A 25,516-nucleotide genomic window follows, 5' to 3' on the forward strand; every position below is an offset into this window, starting at 1 on the left:
GCCATGAGCACCCTCCGCATTGCGGTTGCGCAGATCAACTGCGTGGTCGGCGACCTTGACCACAACGCCCGCCTCATTCTCGACGTCGCGCAGCGCGCGGTGGAGCAGGGCGCCCAACTGCTGCTGACACCCGAACTGGCGCTGTGCGGCTATCCGCCTGAAGACCTTTTGCTGCGGCCGGACTTCATCCGCGCCTGTGCCGCCGCGCTGGCGCGTCTGGCGGCCGAAGCGCCGGCCGGCCTTGCGCTGCTGGTCGGTCACCCGCATGCGACGGGCGAACACCTGTACAACGCCGCCAGCATCGTGCGCGGCGGCCGCGTCGAAGCGACCTATTTCAAGCAACGCCTGCCCAATTACGAAGTGTTCGACGAACAGCGTTATTTCGACGAGGGCACGGCCCCGCTGGTGGTCGACATCGCCGGCGTAAAGGTCGGCGTGAACATCTGCGCCGACGTGTGGAAGGCCGGCGCGCCGGAAGCTGCGGCGGCCGCGGGTGCCCAGCTGCTGGCCGTGCTCAACGCCTCGCCCTATCACGTCGACAAGCCGGTCACGCGCGAACAGGTGCTGGCCGAACGTGTGCTCGCGACGGGCATGCCCGCGGTGTACTGCAATCTGGTCGGTGGTCAGGACGAACTGGTGTTCGACGGCGCCTCGTTCGCGCTCGACCGGCTCGGCCGCCTCGCCTGGCGCGCGCCGCATTGCGCCGAACACTTCGCCACGGTCGATTTCAGCGACGGCGACATCGTCGCCCAGCCGCTGCCGCCGGTCACCCCGGTCGAGCAGGACTGTTACGAAACGCTGGTGCTCGGCGTGCGCGACTACCTCGGCAAGAACGGCTTCAAGCAGGCGCTGATCGGCCTGTCCGGCGGCGTCGATTCCGCACTGACGCTGTGCATCGCCGTAGACGCCATAGGCGCCGGAAACGTGCGCGCCGTCATGATGCCCTCGCCCTACACCGCGCAGATGAGCCTCGACGATTCGCGCGCACTGGTGCGCAATCTGGGCGTGCGCTACGACGAAGTGTCGATCGCCCCGGCCATGGCCACCTTCGAGCAGATGCTGAAGCCACTGTTCGGCGACGCCGCGGCCGACACCACCGAAGAAAACGTGCAGGCGCGCGCCCGCATGATCGTGCTGATGGCCCTGTCCAACAAGACCGGCGCCATCGTGCTCACCACCGGCAACAAGAGCGAAATGGCCGTCGGCTATTCCACGCTGTACGGCGACCTGGCCGGCGGCTTCGCCGTGATCAAGGACATCTACAAAACCTTCGTCTATCGCCTGTGCGCCTGGCGCAACCGGCAGCGCCCCGACATCCCCGACAACATCCTGACCCGCGCCCCGTCCGCCGAACTGCGCCCCGACCAGACCGACCAGGACAGCCTGCCCAGCTACGAAATCCTCGATGCCATCATCCAGGCCTATATGGAACGCGACGAATCACCGCGCGAAATCATCGCGCAAGGTTTTGCCGAAGCGGATGTGAAACGGGTGATCGGGTTGCTGAAGCGCAATGAATACAAGCGCAGACAGGCGCCGCCGGGGGTGAGGGTGACCGAGCGGGGGTTCGGGAAGGATTGGCGGTATCCGATTACGAATCGGTATGGGGATGATTTTTGACTATTGCTCACCAGCCTGTTAGACCGCCTCATCAAAAGTAAGTAATCCAAGCATTTCAAGAAATGAATCTAACGACTGCTGCACATACGGTTGCTTCTCAGTATGAGGTTGAATAAGCAAATATCCCCTCAACATGGTAGTCACCCGCGCGCAGTAGGCAGGGAAAAATTTATCCGTTACTTCAAGCTCATGCGGATAGCCTTTCGGGCCGGCATAAAGCAAAAGGTTGCGCTTGTTTGCGAGTTCAGGTAAGCGGTTGTCCACTTCCTGAGCGCCACAAGATTTAATGTAGTCATTGACATGCTCGCTATAGGAGAAGCGTTTGGCTTCATTGACTACGGAAAAATTGAGCGGTGGGGTGGGCAAGAACTCCGTTTTTTGTCCGTTTAAAGTGATCGGGATTGCGACAAATAGCTGCTTGACGCCGTCCAGGGTTCTCAGCTGAATTTCCGGCTCAGCACCATGAATGCCGAGCGACTCGTCGTAGAACTTCTTAAGGATCGTAAGAAAAGGGATCACGGCGTTCTTTTTCTTATGACTCTTCGGGTTCAGACGCTCCGCGTTCACATATCGTCGTTCTTTTAAGCAATGCATCAGAGCTGACGCGGCCTCTTCCTCTGCCGTATAGCAGCGAAAGCCCGGCCATAGGGCAATCAACCGGCAAGAGAACCTTAGCGCGACGCAGGTGATTTATCGCGGACCGCATTGAGTCTCGTGACTGGGTACGCGGCGATGCCTCAAGCAGTTCCAAACAACTTTGATCAAAACTTGTCAGTTCCATGGAGCATAAGTGGTCTACGTGGAGTTGAGGCGTCTGTGCGCCTTTAAAAAAAGGTTGAATCGCACCGGGTTTGAACTGACTCCCGCGGAAATGTTGCTACGACCCCAGTTCCCACACGCACCACATCGTCCATGCCCAGGCTGATGAACCAGTGAAACGGGTTGAATTCGAGTTGCTCGACGAACTGGCGCTCGCTTTGGAGGGTGAAAAGAATCTGCAGGAGCAGTGCGCGCAGCAACTGCTCGGGCGGGATAGGCGGGAGGCCGGTAGGCGAATAGCGTTGGTCGAACAACGTACTCATGTTCGCGAGAATGCCGTCGACCAGCGCACGCAGGGCGCGCAGCGGATGGTCCTCCGGAACACGATGCTCAAGGCTCACGTAGCTGAACATCGACGTCTGGGGATTCTCTTGGCCGCGCATGGAAAATCTGGAAAAGTAGGAAGACGATTCGAGGTGGAAGTCTGCCTCAAAACCCGCACCCGGAAACAGGAGAGGGGTTTCTCACCAGCCTGTTGGAGCGCCAATCTTTTATATGCGTGAATGATATCCGAATCGGCCAATCTACCTTCCATTTTATAATCACATTAACGGTTCGGGCGATATCATCAGCCTTACATTATCAATTTCAACCAGTGGCCGCTTTTCCTCATTATCGTCCGATACCAATGACAAGCTTACTTCAGAAATCGACCATGTCGAATTCTTAGCTTGACGCGCTGCCAAGGGAGATATCTGGTAGATAATTGAGGTTCCGTGCTTGGCATGATGACCGAGTTGGAAAGAATTTATGACTCCGAGATAAAAGTCTCTGTGCTGATGCTGCGAGCCTGTTTGCTTGGGTAAATTGGCGTACACCCGATATTCAAAGCCGTGCTTTAAACCAAGGTCAGTTACTCGCACTCCTTCCAAAACAACACTGAGTTGGGCTGACTTTCCAGCCGGAGCAGTAGCCATTGTGGAAATCTTATCTTTACTTTTGGCTGGAATTAGAAATTGAATGTTCAAGGATTCGCCAGAGAGCAGAACCTTCTTTTTTGTAGCTAGCGCCTGTGGTGTCATCCCCGAAACGTTCCCCGTTTCTGCTTGAACGATTTGGCTAATTATAGGGCGAGGTGGGATTGGATCTGTTGGGCCGGTCACGGCGACACTATCATAGCGATATCCAAGCATATTGCTGCTTAGCATATCACTAACGACAAGTGCCTTATTCCCATCAACATCAAATGCAAAGCGCTGCTTGAGCCAGTTTACGTCGGTTGGGTTTTTGCGTGAGCTATCAAAGGCAAGCCACACGTCCCACATGCGATCTATATTTGTGTGGTGCGCCCAGAACACCGGATCGCGGGCTGAAGTACCGACTGAACCCATTTCACCACCAACCATAACATGCACTGTCCCATGTGGGTTACCTTCTAGACTACTCTGAAAGGCTTCAAAAGTAGGTTGCTGCAATGAGTCTCGTATTAGGGTGCGCGATCGAAATGCCCGTTGACTATGGAATAACGGGTTTTTCTTGCCCGAATTAGTGGGCTCTCCAAATGATTTAGGAATGCCGTTTGAGCCGTACCAATCCCAGTATGGAAGTGCGAAATCATTCTGTTGTGTGATCTCCCGAATCACCGATTCGAAGAAGAAAACATAAGCTCTGTGCCACGTTAGGAAATGTAGGGTTCCGTGGTGGCATTGCGACCATACTTTTGCCATAGCTGGAGGTACTGTGCCCGGTGTGCCATGGCTGTTTGCCCAATACATCCAGCTTTTGTATTCAGTTGAGGCCGAATCGCTTGCTAACATTTCGACACCCTTTCGAAGGGTGTCTATATCCACAACAGCAGCGGATGTCGTTGCGGACTTGCGCGTACGAATCGTGGTCGCTTGAGCGAACGCCATCTCTCCAAACCAACCTGAGAGACCTAAAGCGTGTGCAAAATTAATAAATTTCCGTCTATTCATATCAGCCCCTCCCTCTGATGTGAAATGAAACTTCTAACATAAAAGTGAGGGACCGCACGCTTTTGCACAGTGCCTCTCGACTGATGGTGTGTGCAGTGTCAGGCTACTTTGTGACCCCGCCTTCAACCATCTTAATTTGTATTGGAAATACAGCAGGGGATTTAAGGTCCGGAACGCCATTCATTACCGGATACAGAATTGCAGAGGGCTCGCATATGGCCTGCTTTACTCCTTTCTCGGCAGACAATGTCGCAATCGCAGTGCCAAGGCTCGCGATTGAGGTGATTGTTTCTGGTACTTTCGCGTCTACCTTTTGCCCAGCATTAGTCAGGATTCCGTTGGAAAGGGCAACAGAGAGGTCTGACGATCCATAACCAGTTTTGAACTTCACGAACTTTTTGTCACCAGGAAGAGAGATTAATGTAGCGGTAGAAACGCAGTCCTTATTCACTGATACGAACAAATATGGTTTTGGTTCGAAGAAAGAGAGTCCTTGCTCTCCAAAGTCCAGACCAGCGCACCCACCAAGAATTGTTGAAGCTCCAAGCAATATAGTACTCTTTGCGTATTTCATTTATCTCTCCTTGGCTATTAACAGGGTAATAAATAGGCCGATTAGGATGTAATTCGTGTATGGAAAAGAATGACACTCTAGAGCTTCCTGGGTACGCTCAGGACGTATCGATATGCGGATCCGCACCGCGCGAGAGTACTTGCTGCATTGGGGCTACGCGCCATAGCGGCCGATAAAGGGCGCGCTGGAACAAAACGCGCTCAAAGTCGAGTGTTGGCTCAACGAGACCTACACGCAAATTATGGCGTGCGCTTAGGCCGTGGAGAACACAATCTACCGGGGCGCCGAGACGACCGTGGCCGAGGACGGACACTGGTTGCGAACCGACGCGACCTTGGATCAGACATCCGTGCTGGCGGCTCCGAGCGAGCGAAACGGACTGACATTGATTTTGGCCGTCAGCATTCATTGACCGGTGCGGTTCAAATTCATTAAAGGAGTAATGAACACGGACCAGATGATCGGATTCTTGTAAGGTTGCATTTCCGACAGTACCCGCAAGGTTTTTCTGGTACTGGATATCCTGCGCCTTCATCACGCCAGACCGATTACCGGATGGCTTAAAGAGCACCGGGAGAAAATCAAAGTGTTTTACCTGGCGTCGTACTAGCCGGAACTCAACCCTGATGAATACCTGAACAGGGAGGTCAAAACCCGGCTCCGGCTGAGTGATCGCGCGCAGACTAGGTTTTCCCTGCTGGAAAAGGCGCAGACATTCATGGAGTTTCCCGAGGAAACGCCGCAACGAGTGATGGCGTATTTCAAACATCCGTCTGTGCGTTATAGCTCACGTTAATTTCTCGAATTCATTGTCGGATTTACAATTTAGACACCGACCACAACCCATTCATCCCCCAAATTGGGTAAGTGTTCCTCGATCGGGCCAAACTCGAGCCTGTGAGCCCATCGTCTCCTCCATCCGGATGAGAGGCTCATACCCCGATCGCATGTAACATCATGTAAGCATCGTTTCCGCCACCATGCGGCCCGGCTTTGCATGGGTGATGCGTCGTTCGGAGGTGTCATGGAACAGGGCTCGGAGCTGGACGAGGTCGTTGCGCGGCTTTACGAGGCGGGAGCCGGCCTTGCCGGCGTGAGTTGGGCGCAGGCGCTGGCGGGGATGCTGCGCGTGCTTCAGGCGCATGCGGTGTTGCTGCTGACCATGGACGTTTCGCGGAGCGCGCTGCTCTTCCATGCCGAGGCGGGCGATGCGCCGCCGGAGGCGCTGCTCGATTACACACGCAGCTATCACCTGATCGATCCGCGGCTGGCGCGTTTGCTGCCCATGGCAGCGGGGCGCTGGGCGCATTGTCATGAGGTGTTCGACGACGATTTCGTCGCTGCCGACCCTTTCTATCAGGAGTTCCTGCTGCCCTATGGCGGGCGCTGGAGCAGCGGCATCAAGCTGATGGAAGAGGGGGATGTGGCGGTGATCTTCGCGGTGACGCGACGGCTGGATCAGGGGCCGCTGGTGGGCGATGCGTTCGTGCTGTGCGAACGGCTTGCCTGGCATGTCACCAAGGCGTATCGCCTCAATCAACTGCGCGCGCCGCCGGACGATGGCCCGGGCGTGGTTTCGGCAGCGCTGCATCAGCTCAGCGTGCCGGTGTTCCTGCTCGATGGCGAATGCCACATTAGATTTTCGAACCGCAGCGCGGGGTCGCTGATGTCGTCCGGCGGCGCGCTGTACGCGCTGGATGGCCGCCTGGCCTTGCGGCATCCGGATAACGACCGGGCCTTCCGTGCGGTGGCGAAGTCGTTGTTCGGCAAGGCGGGCGACGACCGCTTTCCGGCCAGTGCTTACCTGCCGCTGGCGGTGAGCGGCCACGAAGGTGTGGCGCAGCCCGAGAGGAGCCGCGTGCTCGGCATGATGCTCAGTTCGCTGCTGCCCGAGCGCACGATAGGCGCTTTCGGGGGGAATCCGGCCTTGCTTGCGGTCGCTCATGAACAGCGCGGGCTGTCAGAGCCCGATCCGGCGGTCGTTGCGAGCGCCTTCGGTCTTACACGCGCGGAGGCGCGGATCGCCATCGCGTTTGCGTTGGGTCTTTCAGTGGAGCAGATCGCGGAGCGCCGCTGCAAGGCGGTGAGCACGATACGCAGCCAGGTGAAGTCCATGCTCGCGAAAATGGGCTGCACCCGACAGAGCGAGGTGGTGAGTCGCGTGCTGTCCTTGCCCTTCATCTTTCTCGGTATGCGATGCAGTCGCGGTGAGGCCCTGGGCCCGTCGAGACTTGCGCGGGGGGCGGGCATTCATATTGGTGCGGTCGCCGGTTGCCAGGGCACCGCAGCAAAGCGTGCAGGTCGCTGGCCGGGTGGAAGCGCCTGAGCGGCGTAGCGCCTGCCATCCTCTACCTGAGTTCGGGCCACACTGGCGGCGAGTGTTGGTTGCAGGCCACCTGACTTCGATCCATGTGCGGCGTTGCGGGCGGGTATGAGGTAAGGAGGTTGGGCATGGAACAAGGAAAGGAGCTGCGTCGGGTCATCGAGCAGCTATATCGCGCTGCGACCGGAAGTTCGGAGGCGACCTGGGCGTACGCGCTGTCAGACGTGAAGCGCGTGGTTCGAGCCAACACGGTTGCGCTATGCGAAATCGAGGTGTCGCGGCGAGAGCTTGTGTTCCATGTCGAAGTTGGGGGCGTGCCGCCCGAGGCGCGGCGTGCATTCAAAAGTCGAGTCAGCCTGGGTGATCCGCTGCTGGATCGTCTGCACGCAACGAGCCCGGGGTGCTGGGTTCACTGTCATGAACGGGTCGACGATGCATCCGTTTGCAGCGACCCCTTCTACCAGGCGTTTCTGCCGCCCGGCGAAGGGCGCTGGGTCAGTGGCATCAAACTGATTGCGAGCGGTGACAAGGCCGTCAGTCTGTTGGTCACACGGCGCGCAGAACTGGGGCCGCTGGCAGCAGATGATTTTCTGGCCTGCGACCTTCTTTCCTTTCACATCGCAAAAGCCTACGCGTTTGCGCAGTTGCACGCGCGGCTCGGACGCCAGCATGCGGCGGCTGAACTCGTGATGCGGCACCTCGGTTCGCCGATCGTTTTGCTGGATGGCGAGTGCAGGGTGCTTTTCGCGAACCGGCCTGCCCGCTCGCTGATGTCGTCTGGTTCAGCGTTATCGGAGCGTGAAGGTCGCGTTGCGCTCGCACACGCAGAGGACGACCGGGCCTTGCGAGCACTGGCCGACAAGCTTTATCGCGAGGCGGACGCTGCGCGATTGTCGGCCGGACCCCATCCCACATTCGCTGCCAGCGAACATGTCGGTATTGCGCGGCCGGCAGGGTTGCGTGTCGCGGGCATGATGCTGCTGCAGGATAATGAGACGTCGGCTTTCAGTTCGTGTCCGGTGCTGCTGGCGGTGGTGCATGAACTGAAAGGCGATCTTCAGTCTGACTCGAGCATTCTGGCCAGCGCTTTTGACCTGACGAGAGCGGAAGCGAAGGTGGCCATTTGCATTGCACAGGGCATGCCGGTGGCACTGATCGCCGAGCTGCATTGCTTGGCACTCAGCACGACACGGCGCCTGGTGCAGTCCGTGATGGCAAAGGCGAACGGCATCCGGCTGGTCGAGATGATCAACCGGATGCGATCCATCCCGTTCATGTTTTTCGGTCTGCGGAGGGATGACGAGGACGGTACGGCAACTGCGGTGTTTTCGCCGCGCCGTCCTGCTCCACCCTTGCCGCACGCGTCCGGAATGTTCGCACCGGATGACTTCGCCTGAAGCCTGGAGGTGACCCGTCACCTTGATGGTTGCCGGATCGCCGGGGTCAATCGGGTTGTGCCGCGCAGGCTTGCGCGCTTGAGAGGCGTGCGCCTGCCCCGAGTGCTCAACGACCGCGCCGCCAGACACTCCCCGCCAGCGCCGCGGCCAGACTGGCCAGCGCCCAGCCGGGCAATGGCACATCGCCGTCGCTCGGGCTGGTCGCCGCGGCCGCAGTGACGGCGAAGGTCATGCTGACCGGTGCAGCGGCGAGCCAGCTGTCGTTGCCGGACTGGCTGGCCTGCACGGTGCAGGTGCCGGTGGCGAGCAGGCTGGCCAGATTGCCGGCGGTGCTGCACACGTTCGGTGTCAGGCTCAGATAGCTCACCGCGAGACCTGAACTTGCGCTGGCGGCGAGGGCGGCGGGGCCGGCGTCGAGGGCGAAGGCGGGTGGGGTCGGGAAGGTGATGGTCTGCACGGCGCGCGCCAGCCTGATGGTGAAGGTCATCGTGACCGACGCGGCGGCGAAGAAGTCGCCATTGCCGGGCTGACTGGCGGTGAGGCTGCACGGGCCGGCGGCGATCAGCGTGGCGAAGGCGGCGCCGGGGCTTCCACCAACGCTGCAAGTGGCTGGCGTGACCGAGGCGTAGCTCACCGCGAGGCCGGAACTGGCGAGCGCGTCGAGCGCGACGCTGCCCTGGTCCAGCCAGACGTTGTCGGGCGCCGGAAACACGATGGTCTGTTCGGCCCGGTCGTCGAAAGCGAGGTTGAGCACCACGCTGCCGGTGGCGGCTTCGAAGCCATCGACCGCGATGCGGTAGGTGGTGCCGGCGGACACCAGTGTTTCCAGTCGGCTCTGCACGCCGGCACCGCCGTCGTCATCACTCGCAAGCAGCGCCAGCGACGACAGTGCATTGCCGGTGTAGATCGCCAGCATGGTGTCGAAATTGCTGCCGTTGGTGTCCAGCGTCAGGATGCCTGAAGCTGGCGCGGTCCATACCCACCACAGCGAGCGCGTCGCCTCGATGCCGTCGTGCGCCGGCTCACCCGTTTCGCTGCTGGCCAGCAAATTGCTGCCGCTGTCGCTGTCCGATACGCCATTGAGCACGCGAGCAGCCGCAAAGGCGTCGTTGCTTTCGGTGCCGACGCCCGCCAGCGCGGCGCCCAGTGCCAGCCGCGGCCGCTGCAGGCCGTTGCGCGCATCGGTCACCGTGGTGCCGCTGAGTACCAGGCGGCTTTCGATCTGTTCCGCCGTATCGAGCGGGAAGCGCTGCTTCAGCACGGCGATGGCGCCGGCCACGATGGGGGCGGCGAAGGAGGTGCCGTCCAGCGTGTTGCCGCCGACGCTGATGACCGAGCCCGGCGCGAGCAGATCGAGCGGCTCGCCGCTGTTCGAATAGCAGGTCACCTTGTCGGCCGCGGTCGTGCTGTCGGTGCAGCCGCCGAAGGCGCGCTGGCCGACGTTGGCGTCGTAGGTCGCGCCGACGGCCACGGCGTTGGCGACGCAGGCGGGTTCGGCGACACCCGCCGTGTAGCTGTCGTTGCCGGCGGCGATCACCACCACCAGCCCGGCATTGCGAGCCCGGCGCACCGCAGCGACGTAGGGTGTCCGCGTGCAGGTGACGGCATTCTGCAGGGTGTCGCCCAGGCTCAGATTGAGCGCGACGATGTTGTAGGCCGTGCGCTGCGAAATCGCCCAGTCCATGCCCTCGATCACGTCGGAATCCCAGGCGCCGTCGGGTTCGAACACGTCGATGGCGACGATGGACGATTGCGGCGCGACCATCAGCGTCGTCATCGCGACCTTGCTGCCATGCCCGTTGTCGTCGCGCGCATTGTCTTCGATGGCCGCTTCGTACGCCGCGACCACCCTGCACGGGCCGGCCGGCACGCCGACAGCCGTGCAGCCGCCGAACGGGCCCAAGATGAAATCGACACCGGTATCGAGCACGGCTACTGCCGTGCCCGCGCCCTGATACCCCGTACTGACTGCCGCCGGCTGGCCGATCAGCGGCAGCGCCTGCGCGCCGATCGCCTTGCGCCGCTTGTCGATGAATATGGCGGCGACCCGGTCGTCGCTTCGAAGCGCGCGCAGCGCATCCGCATCCTTCAGTGTGAGCGCCAGCAGGGGCATCGTGCTGTAGCGGCGGCGCACGCTGATGCGGTCGGCCGGCAACGCGGCGATCACCGCCGTCTTCATCGTGTCGCGACGCCGCTGCACCGCGCTGATCTCCGGCACGCTCCCGTCGTCGACCAACTCGACGATCACCCGTGGCGCCTCGCCCCGTGCAAGCGCCGCGGCCACGTCGGCATCGACGTGACGCGGGGCGGCGTGGGCGGCCGGATGGGCAAACGCCGACGCGACCAGCGCGCCGAACAGCCAACGCAGCAGAAATGATCGACGCAAGTGCGGCATATCGGTATTCAGGGCGGGGGCGGGTGCTGTCACCCTGGCGGGGCTTTGTTCCATCCTTGTGTCAGCGTGATGTCCTCGAACGCCATCCTTCTGCGAGGGTGTGGCTTGCGGCGATGACCGCGGCGGCAGCGGCGGCGCCCAGCAGAAATCGTCCGCCAGCCTTCAGAAAGGCGCTCCACACAAGTATCGTCGAGGTGCCGTGCGGGTCGTGGGCGTCGCGATGCAGCCCCCACAAAAGCGCATCCAGGACGAAGGGCGCGTCGAGCAGGAGGACGAATGCCAGCGCCGGGATGGCGAGCGCAAGTCGCATCAGCGTCGCTGCCGTGCTCGATGCAGGCCACGCCATCAACAGCGCCAGGGTCATGCTGGGCGCCAGCCAGAAGGTCGCCAGTGGCGTGGTGATGACGGCACGGGCGCGCGGGTCGGCGTAGGTCACATGCGTGCCGGTCAGGATCAGCTGACGGATGCCGGCTTCTAGGCGGATCACCGTGTCGGCGCCGGTTTTCGTGATGTCGAGAGACAGCACGTTGTGATGACGATCGATCAGGTCCATCGTCAGCGCGATCGACGGCAGCAGGCGCTGCATCATCGCTTCGCCCTGCCACAGCACCAGCGCGCCCACGATGCACAGCGATGCGATGAAGCGCGGTGCAAGACTGCGCGGATTCATCGGTAGCCGATGTCCGGTTCCGGTTCGGCGACGGGCGCGCGCTGCATGACCCACTGGAAATACAGCGCCAGCAGCGCCACCAGCACGATGGGCCCGATGTAGTTGTGCAGCCAGTCGAACCAGCGCGGATCGCTGCGCCAGGCGAAGAACAGCGCCGTGATGCGCGTGACGTTGAGCAGCCACGCGAGCAGCAGTCCGGCCAGCCAGCCAGCCAGCCGCCAGCGCCAGGCGAGCGGTGCCACGGCGAAGGCGGCAGTCATCAGCCACAGCAGTTCGGCGCCGTCGCAACCCTGCAGTACATTGATGCCACCACCCGGTGCCTGCACGCGCGGTCCGGCCGCCGCGGCGCCGCTGTCCGGCTGGACGGCGGCGATCAGCACGACGGCGGCGCGCACATTGAGATCCTCGACCCAAAGCCGGAACACTGCACTGTCCTGCTGCACCGACCAGCCCCACTGCAGCGCGGCGAAGATCAGCGCGAACAAGCCGACTCGCCAGAACGCCATGGCACCGGCTGATTCATTTTCGGGCTTGCCCTCCATCACGGTTTCGAAGTTTCCGATTCACGTTTGCGCAGTCGTGGCCTGACCGCAGCGCCAAGCAGGGAAGCAGCCAGTGCGCCCAGCGCCCAGGCGGGAAGAGGCACATCACCCGACGCAGCGACCGGCGGATCGTATTCGAGGGTCAGCAGCGGCACATTCACCCCGCCTTCCCGACTGACCAATCGCTTGGCGGAGCGCGTCGCCGCTTCGGAACCGCGGATCAACCAGCCGTGGTTCGATGCAGGATCATTCACCCATCCCTGAAGATCGGCCAGCATTTCCGGCGTGCCTGCCCACACGAAGCCGCCGGTCGAGACCATCGGAATCGATGCGCTTTCCGCCGCAAAGTCGCCACCCGGGGTGCTCCAGGTCTGGGGCGAGGCGGCCGAATAGAAGCGCTGCGTCCAGGTGACGTCGCCGGCCACCGCAACCTCGCCGCCGCCGTTGCCGCCGCCGCCTGAACCCGAAGCGCCCTCACCCCACGAGGCGAGCAGCCGGTGCAGGCTCGCAACACTGTCGTCGGGTGCGCCATTGGCGATGCGGTCGATCACCACACGCAGTGAGGCAGACCGGACGGTCGATCCGGGCGGAACTTCGGAGAGGTCGAAGCGCACCAGGGCGCGTCTTGAAAAACCGGCCGCCGTGGCACCGATGAACAGATGAGAACCGGAACCGTTGGCCAGACCCGGCTCGTCGCCGAACAGGGTCGCATCGGCCGCCGGCGCGCGCTGCATTTCGACACCTTGCGCCGCACCGGCGAGAGCGATCAGCACGAGCGAAAAACACCACGGCCGCACAGGGGGAACCACCACAAATCGCGACATGGCACTCATGCGACGGCTCCGGAAAGGTAACCGCGGGAGTCTAGGTACGAAACGTGATGGTTTCGTGATGCGTGGGTGCGCCCGTGCTGCGCGGCGCACGAGGTCAAGGAGCGCTGCGCCGTGCGGTCGGTCAGAATGCCTTCAGCTTTTCCATCAACTGCGCAAAGTTGATCGGCTTGGCGAGAAAGTCGTCCATGCCGGCGTCCAGGCACTTGCGGCGGTCGAACTCGAAGGCGTTGGCGGTCAGCGCGATGATGCGCGGCTGCGCTCCGGCGTGCGCGCGGATGGTGCGGGTGGCTTCGAGGCCGTCCATCACCGGCATGCTCATGTCCATCAGGATCACGTCGTGGCCACGTTCCGACCACAGGCCGAGCGCTTCTGCGCCGTCGTTCGCGAGATCGGGTTCGACACCGAGACGCTGCAGCAGGCGCTGCACCAGCAGGCGGTTGACCCCGTTGTCGTCGGCCACCAGCACGCGCAGACCGGCGGGCAGGCGTGGCGCCTCTTCGATCACGCTTGCCGCGGGTTTGCCGGCGCTGGCTTCGGTCAGCGGCAGCACGAAACTGAAGGTACTGCCGGCGCCGGGCGCGCTGTCGACGACGATCAGGCCGCCCATGGCCTGCACCAGCCGCTGGCTGATCGCCAGCCCGAGACCGGTGCCGCCGAAGTGGCGGGTGGTGGAGGTGTCGACCTGGGAGAACGGGCGGAACAGCCGGGCGCGCTTGTCGTCCGCGATGCCGACGCCGGTGTCGATGACGGCCCACTCGACACCCGGTGTGCCGTCGGCCATCGGTGCCGGCCGCACGCGCAGTGCGACCGATCCGGTGGCGGTGAACTTGATGGCGTTGCCGACCAGATTGACCAGCACCTGACGCAGCCGGCCCGCGTCGATCATGGCGTGGGTGTCCGGTGCGATCGCCGAGTCGAGTTCAAGTGACAGCGACTTCGCCCTTGCCTGCGGCCGGGTGATCGACAGCACGCTGTCGTGCAGGTCGGACAGCGTGCTGGCGTGGATGTCCAGCTCCAGACTGCCCGCCTCGATCTTGCTGAAATCGAGGATGTCGCTGATCAGACCGAGCAGCGAATCACCGCATTCGAGAATCGTATCGACGTACTGCCTTTGTTCGCCGTCCAGCTCGGATGCTGCCAGCAGCTGGGCCATGCCGATCACGCCATTCATCGGCGTGCGGATTTCATGGCTCATCGTGGCGAGGAAGTCGGATTTCGCGCGGTCGGCCTGTTCGGCCCGTGCCAGCGCTTCGGACAATCTGGCGGTCCGTTCGGCGACCTGGGTTTCAAGCGAGACGGCGAGGCCACGCAGCGCCTCGTTGCTGTCGAACAGCTCTCGTGCCTTGTCTTCAAGCAGTTTTTCGGCCGCATGCCGCGCGGCACGCTCGCGCGCCAGCCGGCGCTCGTACAGCGCGACCTTGCCGTCCGGCGGTGTGCTGCCCTGTTCGCTCATGCCTCGCCGCGGGTGAGCGTGAAGCGGATGACGCTGCCGGGCGCATCCGAAATGTCTTCGCGGCGGATGCCGATGTTCTCGTTGAAGTGCGCGATGCAGGCGGTGATCAAGCCTTCCGCGAGGTCGCCGAAGTGGCGGTCCGAGCGGTAGGTCATTTCCAGCGTGTTGATGCCGTCGCCACCGATGTCGAAGCGCGGCGGTCGGGCATCCGGGTAGAGCTTGCGCACTTCGGGATGGATGATGGATTCGATGCTCGACAGCATGTGGAAGGCGTCATTCAATCCCGTGAAAAGGTGGCCGTAGCCTGTGTGGAAACGCCCGAACAGGTATTCGCCGAAGGTGCGCACCAGTTCCGGCACCGTCGTGCCGGTTCGCGCAGACAGCTCGATCACCATTTTCACCAGTTCATGGTGGTCGTACTGCCCCACAGCGGTGTAGGCGCCTGCATTCGGCGGTGCCGCCGCCTCGATGACTTCGTCCATCAATTCTGGCGAGTAACGCGCCTCGACCATATCGATGAATTCGGTGAACACCATGCCCTTCATGTCGAACCTCCCCGCGACCGCTGACGATGGCCGGTTAACGGCGCTGTCAGTGAGGCCTGAAGCCTTTATACTTCGCGGCCTTAGCGAGGAGAACGCATCATGAAAAAAATCGAAGCCGTCATCAAGCCATTCAAGCTCGACGAGGTCCGTGAAGGGTTGTCCGAAGTGGGCGTGACCGGTCTGACGGTGACAGAAGTGAAGGGTTTCGGCCGGCAGAAAGGCCACACCGAACTGTACCGGGGCGCCGAATACGTCGTCGATTTCCTGCCCAAGATCAAGATCGAAGTCATCGTGGCGGACGAAACCGTCGATCGCGCGGTCGAGGCCATCATCAAGGCCGCCCGCACCGGCAAGATCGGCGACGGCAAGATTTTCGTGACCTCGGTCGAACAGGTCATCCGCATCCGTACCGGCGAGTCGGGCGAAGAAGCCATCTGACGCCGCCGGGTTCCGCGGCCCCCGGAACTACTGGCCGGACATCGGTTTGAGCAGCACCATCAAGGCTCCCGCGCCGCCTTCGTGCGGCCGGGCCTGACAAAAGGCCAGTACTTCCTGGCGGTGCATCAGCCAACCCAGCACCAATCCTTTCAGCACCGGTTCCCGTCCGGGCGAACCGAGTCCCTTGCCGTGTATCACCCGCACGCAGCGCAGGCCGCGCCGATGCGCATCGTGCATGAAACCGACCACCAGATCGTGCGCGGCATCTCGCGTGGCGCCGTGCAGGTCGATCTGTCCTTGAGACACCCAGCGGCCGCGTCGCAGGTCGCGCAGCACGTGCTTGCCCAGGCCGGCGCGCAGGAACGACGGCTCCTCGCCGCCTTCAAGACGAAGATCGGTCGACAGCGGCCCGCGGATGGATTCGGCAAGCACCGACCGGTCGTCCGCTTCACGCTGCACGGGCCAGGCGCGCGGCGGCGGGGTTTCGAGCAGGATGCGGTCCGTGTGCAGACGATGCACGCCTTCCACCGCCTGCCTGAACAGCGCGATATCTTCAGCGTCGGGCAGCGCCGGCGCCGGGTGGCGCCGCCTTTTGTTGGACGACATCGCGCTTCATGTCCACCGGGGTTCAGGCCAGACCAAGGCTGTCGAGGTAGCGCTCCGCATCGAGCGCGGCCATGCAGCCGGTACCGGCGCTGGTGACTGCCTGACGGTAAATGTGGTCCTGCACGTCGCCGGCGGCAAATACGCCGGGGATGCTGGTTGCCGTGAAATCGCCCTGACGCCCGGCCTTGGTGACGATGTAACCACCTTCCATGTCGAGCTGGCCCTCGAACAGCGAGGTATTCGGCTGGTGGCCGATCGCGATGAATACGCCGGACAGCTGCAGGTCTTCGGTCGTGCCGTCGAGGGTCGATTTGACGCGCATGCCGGTCACGCCGGTCTTGTCGCCCAGCACCTCGTCCAGCGTGCTGTGCCAGCGGATCGTCACCTTGCCCTGCTTCTGCTTGTCAAACAGCTTGTCCTGCAGGATTTTCTCGGACTTGAACTTGTCGCGACGGTGCACCACGGTCACGTGGCGCGCGATGTTGGACAGGTACAGCGCCTCTTCGACCGCGGTGTTGCCGCCGCCGATGACTGCGACATCCTGGTTGCGGTAGAAGAAGCCGTCGCAGGTGGCGCAGGCCGACACGCCCCTGCCGGCGAAGGTCTCTTCCGACGGCAGGCCGAGATACTTGGCGCTGGCGCCGGTCGCAATGATCAGCGCGTCGCAGGTGTATTCGCCGTTGTCGCCGACCAGCCGGATCGGCTTTTCGGTCAGGTGGGCAGTGTGGATATGGTCAAACAGCAATTCGGTTTCGAAGCGTTCGGCGTGGCGCTGGAAACGCGCCATCAGGTCCGGACCCTGCACGCCTTCGGCATCCGCCGGCCAGTTGTCGACATCGGTCGTGGTCATCAGCTGGCCGCCCTGGGCCATGCCGGTGATCAGCACGGGTTTGAGATTGGCGCGCGCGGCATAGACCGCAGCGGTGTAGCCGGCGGGGCCGGAGCCGAGGATGAGAAGACGCGAGTGCCGTGAAGCCATGACTTGATTCCGGTGAGGTGGAAGATCGACGAAGCTTGAAAACTGCCAGCGCCTGAAATCGCGGGCGCTCTGCGAAGCCGGGCGCGCCGGAAACAGCGAAGAGCGGAAGCGACGGATTATAGCGATCGCGCCTGTGCACAAACGCTCTCAAGTTCTTGTGTCATCCGCCCGATAAACAAGACAGATATTGGGGCAATTTGTTTCCACTGTGGAAAAGTCCCTATAATCAGGGCCGCATCAGTGTTTGTGGCTCAACCCCACCTCCGGCGACGACGCAGTTGCCCGGAGAATGACCACAGGCGCGACGATCCATTCAAAGCGGCGCAGCCTGTTCCTGTCAGGCATGCTCGCATCAGGAGGTCTTGAGATGGTAACGGCTCACCCCGTTTCAGTTACGGCTTTGCGCACGTTTTCGATGTTCAGCGGGTTGCCCGACAGCTCACTCGACCCGGTCGCCAAGGTATCCAACATGCGGCGCGTGCCGCGCGGTTCCATTGTGGTCCGCGCCGGTGACAAGACGGATTTTGTCTATCTCATCCTGTCCGGCAGCCTCAAGGTGCTGGTGAGCGACGAGGAGGGCCGCGAGGTCATCCTGTCGATGCTCGGCCCGGGCGAGTTGTTCGGCGAAATGGGCGTGCTGGACGACAATCCGCGTTCGGCCACCGTGGTATCGGTGGTGCCGAGCGACCTGATCGTCATTGCCAAGAGCGACTTCAAGCGCGTGCTGCAGGAGAACTTCGACGTGTCGATGTTCATCATGCGCAATCTGGTGGCCCGGCTGCGCACTGCCGATCGCAAGATCGAAAGCCTTGCGCTGATGGACGTCTATGGTCGTGTTGCACGCCTGCTGCTCGAAATGGCCGACGAGGTGGATGGCCAGAAGGTCGTGAACCGCAAGATTTCCAAGCAGGACATCGCCAAGATGATCGGCGCCTCGCGCGAAATGGTATCGCGCGTCATGAAGGACCTGCACCTGCAGGGCCTGATCGAAGAGGCGAATGGCAAGATTCACCTGCGCGAGCGGCTCGAAACCGTTTGACGTCTGCAGGTTGCCGTTGTCCGACTCGGGCCGCTGATGCGGCCCGCGTCTTATAATCGGGCTTGTTTTCACCCCGGCCCCGCGCCATCTCCCCTGTGGCGAAAGACGCTCAGCAACTTCCTCTTCCCGAACGCATCGCTGCCGTGCTGCACGAGGCCCGCTGGCTGGTCCTTGCCGCCGCGGCGCTCTACCTTGTCATGGCACTGGGCGGTTACGACCGCGCCGACCCCGGCTGGTCGCATGCCGCCGCAACTGAAGTCCTGTCCAACCCGGCCGGTCGTTTCGGTGCTTGGCTGGCCGATCTGGCGCTGTTCCTGTTCGGGCTGTCGGCCTGGTGGTGGGTGGCCCTGCTGATCGGCGGCTGCGTCTGGTTGTCACGCGCGAGCGAGCGCCGGCTCGATCGCCGCCCGCTTTACGTCGCGCTGGGCGGCTTCCTGCTGGTGCTGCTGTCGAGCAGCGCGCTCGAAGCGGTGCGCTTCCACAGCCTGTCGGCCGATCTGCCGGTCGGACCGGGCGGCATGCTGGGCAACGAACTCGGGCAACTGCTGAGCAGCGGCTTCGGCTTCACCGGCGGCACGCTGCTGCTGCTGGTGTCGCTCGGCGTCGGTCTGAGCGGCATGACCGGTGTCACCTGGCTGGGCGCGGCCGAGGCGGTCGGCAGGACGATGGAACGCGTGTGGTTCGGCAGCATGCGTGCCTTCACCACCTGGCGCGACCGCCGGCTCGGCCAGCAGGTGGCCGAGCAGCGCGAAGCGGTGGTCGAGGCCGAGCGGCGCAAGCCGTCGCGCAGGCGCGAACCGATCCGCATCGAAGTGCCCGAAGTCGAGGTGCAGCAGTCGGAACGGGTCAATCAGGAGCGCCAGCAGACGCTGTTCGCCAACCTGCCCGGATCGCTGCCGCCGCTCGCCCTGCTCGACGAAGCGAAGCCGGACATCGAACCGCCCAGTCCGGAAACGCTGGAACTCATTTCGCGCCAGATCGAACGCAAGCTGGCCGACTTCAATGTCGAGGTGAAGGTGCTGGCCGCCTATCCGGGCCCGGTCGTCACGCGCTATGAAATCGAGCCGGCCACCGGCGTCAAGGGCAGCCAGATCGTCGGCCTGGTGAAGGATCTGGCGCGTGCGCTGTCGGTCACCAGCATCCGGGTGGTCGAAACGATTCCGGGCAAGAGCTGCATGGGGCTGGAAATCCCCAACGCACGCCGGCAGATCGTGCGTCTGTCGGAAATCCTCGGTTCCGTCGCCTACCACGACATGGCCAGCCCGCTCACGATGGCGCTCGGGAAGGACATCGGCGGCCTGCCCGTGGTGGCGGATCTGGCGCGCATGCCGCATGTGCTGGTCGCCGGTACGACCGGCTCGGGCAAGTCGGTCGCGATCAATGCGATGATCCTGTCGCTGCTGTACAAGGCCGATCCGAGTCGCATCCGGCTCATCATGATCGACCCGAAGATGCTGGAACTGTCGGTCTACGAAGGCATTCCGCATCTGCTGGCGCCAGTGGTGACCGACATGCGCCATGCCGCAAATGCACTCAACTGGTGCGTCGGTGAGATGGACCGCCGCTACAAGCTGATGTCGACGCTTGGTGTGCGCAATCTGGCCGGCTTCAACGCCCGCCTGCTGGAAGCCGAAAAGGCCGGTGTGCCGCTCAACAATCCGTTCTCGATCACGCCGGACACGCCCGAACCGCTGCAGACCATGCCGATGATCGTGGTTGTCATCGACGAACTGGCCGACCTGATGATGGTGGCCGGCAAGAAAATCGAAGAGCTGATCGCCCGGCTGGCGCAGAAGGCGCGTGCGGCCGGCATTCACCTGATACTGGCGACGCAGCGGCCGAGCGTCGATGTGATCACCGGCCTGATCAAGGCGAATATCCCGACCCGCATCGCGTTCCAGGTGTCGAGCAAGATCGACTCGCGCACCATCCTCGACCAGATGGGTGCCGAGGCGCTGCTCGGCCAGGGCGACATGCTCTACCTCGCGCCCGGTACCGGGCTGCCGACGCGCGTGCATGGCGCCTTTGTCGCCGACGGCGAGGTGCACAAGGTGGTCAATCACCTGAAGAGCACCGGCGCGCCGGATTACATCGAAGGCCTGCTGACCGGCGCCACCGACGACGACGGTGGCGAACTGCAGCTCGAAGGTGCGGGTGGTGCTGCCGGCGGCGAAGCGGACCCTTTGTACGATCAGGCGGTCGAAGTGGTCGTCAAGACGCGCCGGCCGTCGATTTCGCTGGTGCAGCGTCACCTGCGCATCGGCTACAACCGCGCCGCGCGCCTGATCGAGCAGATGGAGAAGTCCGGGCTCGTGTCACCCATGAATGCCACCGGCGGTCGCGAAGTGCTTGCGCCGGTGCGGGAGGAATGATCATGGTGCATCCATGGCTGGCATCCGTTGTTGGCGCTTTGTGTCTGCTGGCGCTGCCGGCTTCGGCCGCCAGCGGCATCGAGCAAATGCGGTCGTTCATCGAATCGACCCAGTCGGGCCGCGCGAGCTTCGAGCAGCGGGTGAGCGCTAAGTCCGGTCGCAAGCCGCAGGAAGCGAGCGGCACGATGGCGTTTTCGCGCCCGGGCAAGTTCCGCTGGACCTACGACAAGCCCTACTACCAGTTGCTGGTCGGCGACGGCGAAAAACTGTGGGTGCATGACCGCGACCTGAACCAGGTCACGGTGAAGACGCTGGGCGATGCGCTGGCATCGACGCCGGCTGCGCTGCTGGCCGGTCGCAACGAGCTCGAACGCAATTTCGAATTACGCGAAGGCGGTGTCGAGGACGGGCTGACTTGGGTGGATGCCAAACCCAATGCAGCCGAGGGTGGTTTCGAGTCGGTACGCATCGGCTTCTCCGACGGCATGCTACGCGGCATGGTGCTGCGCGACAGCTTCGGTCAGACCACCTTGCTGCGTTTCAACAGCTTCGAACGCAACCCGAAGCTCGATGAAGCACAGTTCCGCTTCACACCACCCGCCGGCGCCGACGTGATCGGCGACGACGCGAAGAAGTGAATCTGGCCCCGGCGCATGGCTGACCTCTTCGGCACGCCGGACGAACCGGTGCCGCCCGCGCGCGCAGGTGCTGCGCAGGGCGAAGCGAAAAGTTCGGCCCACGCGCCGCTGGCCGAATTGCTGCGCCCGCGCACGCCGGACGAGGTGATCGGTCAGCAGCACCTGCTCGGGCCGGGCAAGCCGCTGCGCCTCGCCTTCGAATCCGGCATTCCGCACTCGATGATCCTGTGGGGCCCGCCGGGGGTCGGCAAGACCACGCTGGCGCGCCTGATGGCGACCGCCTTCGACGCCGAGTTCACCGCGCTGTCGGCGGTGTTCGCCGGCGTGAAGGACATCCGAGAAGCCATGCAGCGCGCCGAAACAGTCGCGGCCAGCACTGGTCGTCGCACCATCCTGTTCGTCGATGAGGTGCATCGCTTCAACAAGGCGCAGCAGGACGCCTTCCTGCCGTATGTCGAATCGGGCACCGTCACCTTCATCGGGGCAACGACCGAGAACCCGAGTTTCGAGGTCAACTCCGCGCTGCTGTCGCGCGCCGCCGTGTACGTATTGCAGAGCCTGAACGAAGACGAATTGCAGGCGTTGTTCGAGCGCGCCCGCACCGGCGCCCTGAACGGGCTGGCTTTCGACGACGACGCACGCGCCCGGTTGATCGGCTTTGCCGATGGTGATGCCCGCAAGTTGCTGAATCTTCTGGAACAACTCGACACCGCTGCGCGCACCGCCAAAGTCGATCCGGTCACTGCAGCGTTCGTCGACAGCACGCTGTCGCGCAATCTGCGCCGCTTCGACAAGGGTGGCGACGCCTTCTACGACCAGATTTCAGCGCTGCACAAGTCGGTGCGTGGCTCCAACCCAGATGCCGCGCTGTACTGGTTCGTGCGCATGCTTGACGGTGGCGCCGATCCGCTCTACCTGGGCCGGCGCATCGTGCGCATGGCGGTCGAGGACATCGGTCTGGCCGACCCGCGCGGGCTGGAACTGTCGCTGCAGGCTTGCCAGACCTACGAGCGGCTCGGTTCGCCCGAAGGCGAGCTCGCACTTGCCCAAGCGGTCATTTTTCTCGCCTGCGCCGCCAAGTCGAACGCGGTCTACATGGCCTACAACGCGGCCCGCCGCTTCGTCGCCGAAGACGGTTCGCGCCCGGTGCCGCTGCACCTGCGCAACGCGCCGACGAAAATGATGAAAAGCATGGGCTTTGGCGCCGAGTACCGCTACGCGCACAGCGAGCAGGACGGCTACGCGGCGGGTGAGCGCTACCTGCCCGACGGGATGCCCGAGCCGCAGTGGTACCAGCCGACCGATCGCGGCATGGAAGCGAAGATCGCCGAAAAACTGGCCGCACTGCGCGAGCGGGACCGCAAGGCGCGGGGCGATTGATCGACGCATGCACCGCGGACAGGGTCCGCTCCTACGAAAGGCACGCGACGAGGCGGGCGAAATCGTCGTGGGTGGCATCCGGGCGGATGTCCGGGTGACTTTCGTCAGCGGGTGAATACTTGCCGGTGCGCACCAGCACGCCGGCGATGCCCAGCGCCTGCGCACCGCCGATGTCGTCGCGCAGGTCGTCGCCGACCATGATGGCGTCGGCGGCCGCCACCCCCAGGCGGTCGAGCGCGGCCTGGAAGAAGGGCGCCGCAGGTTTGCCAGCGATTTCCGGCGTCACGCCGGTGCTGTATTCGAGTGCGGCAACGAAGGCGCCCATGTCGAGCGACAGGCCGTCTTCTTCCTTGAAAGTGCGATTGCGCGCCATGGCGATGAAGGGCAGGCCGCGCTGGATCAGGCGGAAGGCGGTGTTCAGCAGTGCATAGTCGAAGCAGGGGCCGGCATCGCCCAGCACGACAGCGTCGGGCTCTGCGGCATTCGGCCCGACTTCGCTGCGCAGGTCGGGATGCACCACCCAGTGCGGATGCAGCCCGCGCGAACGCACCAGATTCAGCGTGGCGCCCGGTGCGGTCAGCAGTTCGTCCTCCTGCATGGCGAAGCCGAGAGCATTCATCTTCGCGACCAGCGTGCGCAGCGGCGTGCGCGTCGTGTTGGTCAGGAAGAGCAGCGGCAGACCGGCGGCATTCAGCCGGGCGAGCGCTTCGATCGAACCGGGAATGACCTGGTCGCCGACATGCAGCACGCCCGCCAGATCGATCAGCAGGGCCTTGGGGTGGGCGGGCATTGGCATGGCAGGTCTCCCGGATGAGTCAGTGCTGGCGGGCGCAGGCGAACAGCCCCGGGCTGCGGCCTGCCATGGAGTGGCCCCTGAAGCAGCACCCCCCACTGTTGGAGCGGCGGCCTCGCCGCGACCATCGTTGTGCAGCGTGCGTATCGCGGCGAGGCCGCCGCTCCCACAGGGACAACTCCCACAGGGACAACTCCCACAGGGACATCCCACAGCACCGCACCCACGGCAGCCGTCCCACAGCGCCTCGGCAAGTGTCCCTTGCCTGCCGGTCAGGCGCAAAAGATCACAGCGTCACCAGTTGATGGCGGGCGGCGAAGCTCACCAGTTCGACCGGGTTCTTGATGTCGAGTTTTTCGAACAACCGTGCCCGATAGGTGCTGATGGTGTTGGCCGACAGCGACAGTTCGCGTGCGATGTCCCCCACGCTGTGGCCGCTGGCAAGCAGCTTGAGCACCTGCATTTCGCGGTTCGACAGGCTGTCGAGAGGGCTGGCGGGGGTTTCGCTGCGTACGCCGAAGGCCAGCCGCTCGGCCAGTTCGGGTGTCACGAACAGGCCGCCGCGCGCGACGCGGGCGATGGCGTCGAACAGCTGTTCGGTCGAACAGCCCTTGTTCAGGTAGCCCGCAGCGCCGCTCTTGAGCGCGCGCACGCCGAACTGTGACTCGGGATAAGTGGACAGCATCAGCACCGCGACCTGCGGGAATTCGCTGCGCAGCTGCTTCAGCACATCGAAGCCATCCCGGTCATTGAGCGCGATGTCGAGCAGCACCACGTCGGCGCCGTCGGTGCGCAACAGGCGCATCAGGTCCGGGCCGCCAGCCGCTTCGCCGACGACGGCGATGGCCGGGTTTTCACCGAGGATCTGCGCGATGCCCCGGCGCAACATCAGATGATCGTCAACGATGACGACGCGCGTGGGGCGGGTAGCGTCCGTAAAGGAATTCATCGGGTCGAATCCGGTACGCGCAGCGTGACCGTCGTGCCGGCGCCCGGTGCGCTGTCGATCTGCAATTCGCCGCCCAGCACGCGGGTGCGTTCGTACATGCCGAGCAGGCCGAACGAGGTGGGCTGTGCCGGCACCTGCATGCCGCGACCGTTGTCGCGGATCTGCAGCTCGATGCGGCTGGCGGTGCTGGTCACGTCCACCTGCACTTCGGTGGCGCCGGCATGGCGCGCGATATTGGTCAGCACTTCCTGCACCACGCGATATACCGCCACTTCGGCGCTGCGTCCGAGCCGGCGCTCCGGCCCGGCGTCATGCACATTCAGCGTGCAGCGCACGCCGCTGCGCGCCTGCATTTCCTGCAGCTGCCATTCGATCGCCGCCCACAGACCGAGGTGGTCGAGCACGCCGGGCCGCAGGTCGGTCAGGATGCGCCGCACCGCACCCAGCGCCTGCTGGGTGACGCCCACCATGTCGTCGAATTTGCGCTCAAGCGTGTCGTCGCGCGCCACCTTGGCGCGCAGCCAGTTCAGGTCGAACTGCAGCGCGGTCAGCGAGGCCCCCAGTTCGTCGTGGATTTCGCGTGCGATGTGGGCGCGCTCGTCCTCGCGCACCTGCTGCAGATGGGCCGACAGCCGCTGCAGCGCGCCGTGCGACTGCTGCAGCCGCTCATTGGCCTGCGACAGTGCGGCGGTGCGCTCCGACACGCGTCGTTCCAGTTCGGCATGGTTGGCGCGCAGCACCGCCTCGGCCTGCTTGCGTTCGCTGATGTCGGCAAAGGTGACCACGGCGCCGACGATCTGGCCGGCGTCGCGGATCGGGTAGGACGTGTACTCGGCTGGAAAGGCACTGCCGTCGCGCCGCCACAGCACTTCGGATTCGACCCGCACGCCGCGCCCTTCCTGGAAGGCGCGGAAGATCGGGCAGTCCTCGACTTCGTAACAGCGGCCGTCGGAATGCGCGTGATGGATCAGGTAGTGCATGTTGCGACCGAGCACTTCGTCGGCGTCGAAGCCGATCAACTCGGCACCGGCGCGATTGATGAAAATGCAGCGGCCCCGCTGGTCGATGCCATAGATGCCCTCGCCGGCCGATTCCAGCAACATTTCAAGCTGGTGCCGCCATGCAGCGTGATGCGACAGGTGGTGGAGGTTGGCGAACACGGTGCGCACGTCGAAGCGATGCGCCAGTCCTGCATCAAGCGTGCCAAACGGTGCACCGGTCGCCTTTCATGCACC

At 63.3% G+C, this 25,516-nt stretch carries 24 protein-coding genes; 8 read left to right on the forward strand and 16 right to left on the reverse strand.

Going from position 1 to position 25,516, the window contains the following annotated elements:
* The first annotated feature begins 3 nt into the window (after positions 1 to 3).
* The gene (locus tag Q8R75_RS09985) at positions 4 to 1,620 is read left to right on the forward strand and encodes an NAD+ synthase (protein WP_305612861.1); all 1,617 of its coding nucleotides are present in this window, start codon (positions 4 to 6) and stop codon (positions 1,618 to 1,620) included.
* Between the two features lie 18 nt (positions 1,621 to 1,638).
* Here Q8R75_RS09985 and Q8R75_RS09990 read toward each other — a convergent pair whose 3' ends face one another.
* The 5 genes from Q8R75_RS09990 to Q8R75_RS10010 all read right to left on the reverse strand — a co-directional run bounded on the left by Q8R75_RS09990 (position 1,639) and on the right by Q8R75_RS10010 (position 5,698).
* On the reverse strand, positions 1,639 to 2,277 hold the full coding sequence (locus Q8R75_RS09990) for a hypothetical protein (protein ID WP_305625991.1): 639 nt from the start codon (positions 2,275 to 2,277) through the stop codon (positions 1,639 to 1,641).
* Between the two features lie 167 nt (positions 2,278 to 2,444).
* Positions 2,445 to 2,792: a transposase gene (locus tag Q8R75_RS09995; RefSeq protein WP_305612864.1), complete on the reverse strand. Its 348-nt coding sequence runs from the start codon at positions 2,790 to 2,792 to the stop codon at positions 2,445 to 2,447.
* Positions 2,793 to 2,981: 189 nt separating this feature from the next.
* Positions 2,982 to 4,355, reverse strand: coding sequence for a tyrosinase family protein (locus Q8R75_RS10000; protein ID WP_305612866.1), 1,374 nt, complete (start codon positions 4,353 to 4,355; stop codon positions 2,982 to 2,984).
* Positions 4,356 to 4,458: 103 nt separating this feature from the next.
* A complete protein-coding gene (locus Q8R75_RS10005) occupies positions 4,459 to 4,929 on the reverse strand; it encodes a hypothetical protein (RefSeq protein ID WP_305612868.1) in 471 nt (156 codons plus the stop codon).
* Positions 4,930 to 5,026: 97 nt separating this feature from the next.
* Entirely contained in the window at positions 5,027 to 5,698 is a 672-nt protein-coding gene (locus tag Q8R75_RS10010; protein ID WP_305612869.1) for a hypothetical protein, read from the reverse strand.
* 255 nt (positions 5,699 to 5,953) lie between these two features.
* Here Q8R75_RS10010 and Q8R75_RS10015 point away from each other — a divergent pair, with 255 nt between their 5' ends.
* Both Q8R75_RS10015 and Q8R75_RS10020 read left to right on the forward strand, forming a co-directional pair.
* Positions 5,954 to 7,255 carry a hypothetical protein gene (locus tag Q8R75_RS10015; RefSeq protein WP_305612871.1) on the forward strand — a complete coding sequence of 434 codons (1,302 nt, stop codon included), beginning with the start codon at positions 5,954 to 5,956 and terminating at the stop codon, positions 7,253 to 7,255.
* Positions 7,256 to 7,380: 125 nt separating this feature from the next.
* The gene (locus Q8R75_RS10020; RefSeq protein WP_305625992.1) at positions 7,381 to 8,649 is read left to right on the forward strand and encodes a hypothetical protein; all 1,269 of its coding nucleotides are present in this window, start codon (positions 7,381 to 7,383) and stop codon (positions 8,647 to 8,649) included.
* A 106-nt stretch (positions 8,650 to 8,755) separates the two neighbouring features.
* On the opposite strand, the gene Q8R75_RS10025 is transcribed toward Q8R75_RS10020, so the two are convergent.
* The 6 genes from Q8R75_RS10025 to Q8R75_RS10050 all read right to left on the reverse strand — a co-directional run bounded on the left by Q8R75_RS10025 (position 8,756) and on the right by Q8R75_RS10050 (position 15,087).
* Positions 8,756 to 11,035: a S8 family serine peptidase gene (locus tag Q8R75_RS10025; protein ID WP_305612875.1), complete on the reverse strand. Its 2,280-nt coding sequence runs from the start codon at positions 11,033 to 11,035 to the stop codon at positions 8,756 to 8,758.
* Between the two features lie 70 nt (positions 11,036 to 11,105).
* Entirely contained in the window at positions 11,106 to 11,714 is a 609-nt protein-coding gene (locus Q8R75_RS10030; RefSeq protein ID WP_305612877.1) for a hypothetical protein, read from the reverse strand.
* Positions 11,711 to 12,220, reverse strand: coding sequence for an archaeosortase/exosortase family protein (locus tag Q8R75_RS10035; RefSeq protein ID WP_305612879.1), 510 nt, complete (start codon positions 12,218 to 12,220; stop codon positions 11,711 to 11,713). Before Q8R75_RS10035 ends, Q8R75_RS10030 begins: the two co-directional genes overlap by 4 nt.
* 35 nt (positions 12,221 to 12,255) lie before the next feature.
* On the reverse strand, positions 12,256 to 13,089 hold the full coding sequence (locus Q8R75_RS10040; protein WP_305612880.1) for a DNRLRE domain-containing protein: 834 nt from the start codon (positions 13,087 to 13,089) through the stop codon (positions 12,256 to 12,258).
* A gap of 121 nt (positions 13,090 to 13,210) precedes the next feature.
* Positions 13,211 to 14,542 carry a response regulator gene (locus Q8R75_RS10045; protein WP_305612882.1) on the reverse strand — a complete coding sequence of 444 codons (1,332 nt, stop codon included), beginning with the start codon at positions 14,540 to 14,542 and terminating at the stop codon, positions 13,211 to 13,213.
* Positions 14,539 to 15,087, reverse strand: a complete 549-nt coding sequence (locus Q8R75_RS10050) for a heme NO-binding domain-containing protein (RefSeq protein ID WP_305612884.1) — start codon at positions 15,085 to 15,087, stop codon at positions 14,539 to 14,541. Before Q8R75_RS10050 ends, Q8R75_RS10045 begins: the two co-directional genes overlap by 4 nt.
* Before the next feature lie 99 nt (positions 15,088 to 15,186).
* On the opposite strand from Q8R75_RS10050, the gene Q8R75_RS10055 reads away from it, so the two are divergent.
* The gene (locus Q8R75_RS10055) at positions 15,187 to 15,525 is read left to right on the forward strand and encodes a P-II family nitrogen regulator (RefSeq protein ID WP_305612886.1); all 339 of its coding nucleotides are present in this window, start codon (positions 15,187 to 15,189) and stop codon (positions 15,523 to 15,525) included.
* A 27-nt stretch (positions 15,526 to 15,552) separates the two neighbouring features.
* Here Q8R75_RS10055 and Q8R75_RS10060 read toward each other — a convergent pair whose 3' ends face one another.
* Positions 15,553 to 16,131 carry a Smr/MutS family protein gene (locus tag Q8R75_RS10060; RefSeq protein WP_305612888.1) on the reverse strand — a complete coding sequence of 193 codons (579 nt, stop codon included), beginning with the start codon at positions 16,129 to 16,131 and terminating at the stop codon, positions 15,553 to 15,555.
* A gap of 22 nt (positions 16,132 to 16,153) precedes the next feature.
* Complete coding sequence (gene trxB, locus Q8R75_RS10065; RefSeq protein ID WP_305612889.1) at positions 16,154 to 17,110, reverse strand: thioredoxin-disulfide reductase; 957 nt, start codon at positions 17,108 to 17,110, stop codon at positions 16,154 to 16,156.
* A gap of 415 nt (positions 17,111 to 17,525) precedes the next feature.
* Between trxB and Q8R75_RS10070 the strand changes: the two genes are divergently transcribed.
* The 4 genes from Q8R75_RS10070 to Q8R75_RS10085 all read left to right on the forward strand — a co-directional run bounded on the left by Q8R75_RS10070 (position 17,526) and on the right by Q8R75_RS10085 (position 22,539).
* On the forward strand, positions 17,526 to 18,149 hold the full coding sequence (locus Q8R75_RS10070) for a cyclic nucleotide-binding domain-containing protein (RefSeq protein WP_257079929.1): 624 nt from the start codon (positions 17,526 to 17,528) through the stop codon (positions 18,147 to 18,149).
* Between the two features lie 143 nt (positions 18,150 to 18,292).
* The gene (locus Q8R75_RS10075; RefSeq protein WP_305612899.1) at positions 18,293 to 20,521 is read left to right on the forward strand and encodes a DNA translocase FtsK; all 2,229 of its coding nucleotides are present in this window, start codon (positions 18,293 to 18,295) and stop codon (positions 20,519 to 20,521) included.
* A 2-nt stretch (positions 20,522 to 20,523) separates the two neighbouring features.
* Positions 20,524 to 21,159: an outer membrane lipoprotein chaperone LolA gene (gene lolA, locus Q8R75_RS10080; protein WP_305612892.1), complete on the forward strand. Its 636-nt coding sequence runs from the start codon at positions 20,524 to 20,526 to the stop codon at positions 21,157 to 21,159.
* Positions 21,160 to 21,174: 15 nt separating this feature from the next.
* Positions 21,175 to 22,539: a replication-associated recombination protein A gene (locus Q8R75_RS10085; protein ID WP_305612894.1), complete on the forward strand. Its 1,365-nt coding sequence runs from the start codon at positions 21,175 to 21,177 to the stop codon at positions 22,537 to 22,539.
* Between the two features lie 31 nt (positions 22,540 to 22,570).
* On the opposite strand, the gene Q8R75_RS10090 is transcribed toward Q8R75_RS10085, so the two are convergent.
* From Q8R75_RS10090 to Q8R75_RS10100, 3 genes are all read right to left on the reverse strand, one after another.
* Positions 22,571 to 23,335, reverse strand: a complete 765-nt coding sequence (locus Q8R75_RS10090; protein WP_305625993.1) for a TIGR01458 family HAD-type hydrolase — start codon at positions 23,333 to 23,335, stop codon at positions 22,571 to 22,573.
* Between the two features lie 283 nt (positions 23,336 to 23,618).
* The gene (locus tag Q8R75_RS10095; protein WP_305613584.1) at positions 23,619 to 24,281 is read right to left on the reverse strand and encodes a response regulator transcription factor; all 663 of its coding nucleotides are present in this window, start codon (positions 24,279 to 24,281) and stop codon (positions 23,619 to 23,621) included.
* Complete coding sequence (locus Q8R75_RS10100) at positions 24,278 to 25,450, reverse strand: PAS domain-containing sensor histidine kinase (RefSeq protein ID WP_305663646.1); 1,173 nt, start codon at positions 25,448 to 25,450, stop codon at positions 24,278 to 24,280. Before Q8R75_RS10100 ends, Q8R75_RS10095 begins: the two co-directional genes overlap by 4 nt.
* Positions 25,451 to 25,516 lie beyond the last annotated feature (66 nt).

Source organism: Methyloversatilis sp. (genome assembly GCF_030696805.1).
Lineage (GTDB): Bacteria > Pseudomonadota > Gammaproteobacteria > Burkholderiales > Rhodocyclaceae > Methyloversatilis.